Genomic DNA, 4,246 nt, shown 5'->3' with positions numbered 1-4,246 from the left:
CCCCCGGCGAGGTCGGGCGGCGGCGGAGGCGGCCACGGCATCGGCGGCGGGCACGGGCTCGGGCCCGGGATCGACGGGCTGGACGACGCGGCCCGTACGCGTGGGGGCGGCGGTGACGGAACGGGTGCGCGCGGCGGCGACGGTACGAGCACGCCCGCGCCGGTGACCCGGCCCCCGTACATGCGGGAGGGCCCGAACCCGTACCCGGAGCACGCGACCCCGGAGCAGATCAAGGAGATCCAGGTCTACCGGGCGAACCACGAACCGGGCTACTTCGAGAAGTACTACAACAGGGAGGGCGACCGCCTCAGTCTCAAGGTCCACGACGAGAGCGCGCGCACGCCGGTCCAACTGCACGTCGATCCCGAGACGAAGGCCAAGCGGGCGGCGTCGGACGCCCCACCGCCGATCGGGGAGAAGTACGTGGACGAGGGCGCGAGAACGGGCGACCGCGCGGGAGCCCTGGACGAGAAGACGCTCAAGAAACTGGACGAGGCGGCGGCGGAGCGGCAGAAGTACATCGATGCCGCCTCGGAGGCCGAGAAGAAGAAGCAACTCCTGGCCAACGGGGGCGACTCGGAAGCACTACGGGCGGCGCAGCAGGAAGCCAAGACGGCGATGGCCGCGCGGACCGAGGCAGCGGAGCGGTACGGGGAGACGATCGCCAGGGAACAGGTCATCCCCGAGCACTACCCGGGGTCGACCCCGGAGACCTTGCACGGCCCGGCGAACGGCAACGACCAGTTCGACCAGGTGTGGAGGAAGCCGGACGGCGGCTATGTCGTGGTGGAGGCGAAGTCGACGGTGAGTACGGAGCTGGGGTCGCGGAAGATCGCCGCGCTTGAGGGAGACCGTGCGATGCAAGGCACACGTGACTATTTTATGGACATACTTGAACAGATGGACCGGCGCGGGAACGACATCCCGAGCGAAGGGGAACTCGCTGAGAAACTCAGAAAGGCGGTGAAAGAAGGAAATGTGGAGTACATACTCGTGAAGGGGAAGGTCGACGGCCCCCGGTACGCCGGGTATGAGAAATATCAGTTCAAACTGGATTAAGGAAGTTGAATGACGGTGACGGTGGATCGGCACGGGGTACTCGGACCGTATGCAGCTGAGGCGGCGAGCCGGCTGGAGCGAACTGTGGCGGAGGGGGTGGATTCGCTGGAGCAGTCGCCCGAAATGATTGACATGGATTTTCGGACGTCCCTCAGCTTGGTGCGAGCGCGGTTGGCGATCGACCCGGAGGCTTCAGAGTTGCCGACATGGGAGGCTGTGACGACGGCGTTGCAGTTGGGCTCGCTTTATTTTCGGCTCGGTATGCCGGGCGCAGTGGGGCCTGTAGTGGAACGGGTAGCCCGAGTTGAGCGCACTGTGCCGCTTCCTGCGGAGGATCAGCGTCGTCAGCCGAATTTCAGGTATTGGCTTAACGCCTTCTACCTTGCGGTGGTGTGCCGGGACGGCCCTCGGGCTGAGGCGTTGTGCGAGGTTCCTGTTGCGTTGATGCGGGAGGCGCCTTTCCGTTTTGATGAATACTTGCCGAATTGGGTGGGTGCTCTTCAGGCGTATTGTGTGGGGCGGCCTGATCTCGGTGAGAGGTTGACGGCTGCGATCCAGCTGTCCCACCCGTCCGTGTTGCGGGTGGTGGACGGCGACACGATGAACAAGGTGCTGTATCCGCCGATCAATTTGTTCTATCTGTTTCTTCGGGACAAGCGGGAGGAGTTCGGTCCTGCTCTGGTTGATGCGCTGAAGCTGCACAAGTCGTTCTGGTCTGCGGATGAAGACATGGTGAACGACGCCTCCGGATTCTCCTCGCTTCCTCTTCTGGCGATGGCTTGCCTTGCTCGGGACGCGGGGTTTCCGATCGATGTGGAGTCGCCCTACATTCCTCACTTTCTCCTCAGCGGGGAGTGGGTGGGGGAGTTCCCCACGTGAGCGGCGCTCGGATGGCATCGTGCGGAGTTGGGGCTTGTCCCGCCTGATGCGTGCGCCTGAGGAGTGTGGTTCGTGGGAGTGGGCGTTGGGTGGTGCGGCGCCGCCGGGGCTGGCGTCCGGGCTGGATGTGGCGGCGCGGATGGCGGCGGTGTTGCGGGGGCGTGGTCTTCTGGAGCCGGAGCAGGTGGAGTGGTTCTGGTTCGTCTACGACGTGGGTGATATCGGGATCAGGACGGTGCTCCCGGTGCGGGGCCGGCTCGACTCGGCTGACCTCGGCAGGCGTGTCGAGGCGAGTCGGCCTTCGGGGTATCCGGATGCACGGGTCGGGAACCTGTCGGTCTTGGGGCGAGGCGTGTGGATTGATGCCGAGGGGGAGGAGCGGCGCGAGGAGGGGCTCGTGGTGTTGAGTGTCGATCCGGATGAGCGTGAACTCTCGGCGGATGTAGCGGTCTTTCATGATGTCTGGGGGTATTTCGATTTTCGAGGGGTTCCGCATCCGGAGGTTCATCGGCGCAATGCTCCGAGGCTCGCTGCGGCGCTCGGGGAACTCGACGCGCTTCTTGGTGCGAAGGCGGAGGAGGGGGAGATGACGTACTTCGGGCGCGCCGAGGGGTACGGCATCGCCCTGCCCGACGTCATCGACGGTCGGGGCCCCGATCTCACCGACCGTCTGTGAGCGAAATGAGGGCGTGTGTCATTGCGTGGTGAGGGAAGGGCTGTGGGTGAAGATCTCGCGGCATAGTGTGCTCGGGCCGTATGCCGCTGAATTGGCGAGTGATTTGGAGAAGGAGGTGGCCGAAGATGTGGAGTCTCTGGAGCGGTCCCCGGGCATGATTGATGCCTACTTCCGTGACTCCATTTCCTGGGTGCGGGCGCGATTGGCGATCGACCCGGAGGGTGCGGAGTTGCCGACGTGGAAGGCCGTGACCACAGCCACGCAGTTGGGGTCCCTTTATTTTCGGCTGGGTGCCCCGGATGCTGTGGGGCCCGTGGTGGAGCGAGTGGCCCGAGTGGAGCGGTCTGTACCGCTTCCTGTGGAGGATCAGCGGCGTAAGCCGAATTTCGGATACTGGCTCGATGCCTTCTTCCTGGCGGTGGTGTGCCGGGACGGGCCCCGGGCCGATGCATTGTGCGAGGTTCCTGTTGCGTTGATGCGCGAGGCGCCTTTCCATTTCGACGAGTACCTGCCGAATTGGGTGGGTGCCCTTCAGTCGTATTGTGTGGGGCGGCCTGATCTGGCGGAGAAGTTGACGGCTGCGATTCAGCTGTCCCACCCGTCCGTGTTGCGGGTGGTGGACGGCGAGACGATGAACAAGGTGCTGTATCCGCCGATCAACTTGTTCTATCTGTTTCTTCGGGACAAGCGGGATGAGTTCGGCCCTGCTCTGGTTGATGCGCTGAAGCTGCATAAATCGTACTGGTCTGCGAATGAAGACTCGGTGAAGAACATCGCCGGTTTCTTTTCGCTTCCCCTTCTGGCGATGGCTTGCCTTGCTCGGGACGCGGGTTTCCCGATCGATGTGGAGTCGCCCTACATTCCCCACTTTCTCCTCAGCGGGGAGTGGGTGGGGGAGTTCCCCACGTGAACCGACGGGCGGGCGGCAGCCGACGCCGCGCGTGCCCGTGCGGTACCCACTTGCCCTCGTGGGGTGTGGTGGGGGATTTTCTTGGGGACGAAGGGGGAGGGGGCCGTTGTGGGTGCGCAGGACTATGACGGGCAGTTGCTGGAGTCGGTCGCCGTGCGGCGGCGGAGGTTGCGCGACGCCGTGGTGTTCGGGGGGCGGCGGAGCAGGCGGGCCTGGGACGAGCGGGCGGGGAAGGCCGTCGTGGGGATGGTGATCGCGGCGGTGCTGTGCGCGGGGTGCGTCGGGTGGTCGTTCCTCTCGCACCGGGTGATCGGGAAGAGCACGTACGGGGTGTCGACGCGGTGAGTGGTACGGGCGCGCTGAGCAGAGTGACGCTGGTCGGGGAGCGGCGGCGGGCCGATCTGGTCCTTCCGGCCGGGGAGCCGGTCGGGGTGCTGCTGCCGGAGATCCTGCGGGTGCTCGACGACCGGGTCGGGGAGCGGCCCGAGGTGCGGCAGTTGATCACCGTGGAAGGTGAGGCGCTGGCGCAGGACGTGACGCTGGAGGGCGCCGGGATCGCGGACGGCGCGGTGCTGCGTCTCGTACGGGCCGAGGACGCGCCCTCCGCGCCGGTCGTGCACGACGTGAGCGACGAGGCCGCCGCCGACCTGGAGGTACGGGCCTGGCGCTGGGGGCCCGGGGCGCGGCGCGCCGCGGCCGGGCTCGCGGCGACCGGCTGGGCG

At 66.1% G+C, this 4,246-nt stretch carries 5 protein-coding genes and 1 pseudogene; all 6 read left to right on the top strand.

The window, feature by feature from the left end:
- Positions 1–1,059: pseudogene (locus tag G3I42_RS03235) on the top strand (hypothetical protein); the annotation flags it as partial.
- 9 nt (positions 1,060–1,068) lie between these two features.
- Entirely contained in the window at positions 1,069–1,938 is an 870-nt protein-coding gene (locus G3I42_RS03230; protein WP_164282329.1) for an immunity 49 family protein, read from the top strand.
- Positions 1,939–1,972: 34 nt separating this feature from the next.
- The gene (locus G3I42_RS03225) at positions 1,973–2,614 is read left to right on the top strand and encodes a hypothetical protein (RefSeq protein WP_239096233.1); all 642 of its coding nucleotides are present in this window, start codon (positions 1,973–1,975) and stop codon (positions 2,612–2,614) included.
- A 46-nt stretch (positions 2,615–2,660) separates the two neighbouring features.
- Positions 2,661–3,524 (top strand): immunity 49 family protein, encoded by an 864-nt coding sequence (locus tag G3I42_RS03220; protein ID WP_164282328.1) that lies wholly within the window; start codon positions 2,661–2,663, stop codon positions 3,522–3,524.
- A gap of 108 nt (positions 3,525–3,632) precedes the next feature.
- Positions 3,633–3,869 carry a hypothetical protein gene (locus G3I42_RS03215; RefSeq protein WP_164282327.1) on the top strand — a complete coding sequence of 79 codons (237 nt, stop codon included), beginning with the start codon at positions 3,633–3,635 and terminating at the stop codon, positions 3,867–3,869.
- The coding region (locus G3I42_RS03210) for an EsaB/YukD family protein (RefSeq protein ID WP_343244436.1) at positions 3,866–4,246 on the top strand (381 nt) is incomplete at its 3' end. The genes G3I42_RS03215 and G3I42_RS03210, both read left to right, overlap by 4 nt.

Source organism: Streptomyces sp. SID11385 (assembly GCF_010548245.1).
In the GTDB taxonomy this organism is placed as follows: Bacteria; Actinomycetota; Actinomycetes; order Streptomycetales; family Streptomycetaceae; genus Streptomyces.
Note: the sequence above shows the minus strand (reverse complement) of the source record. Positions and strands in the feature narration are given on the sequence as shown.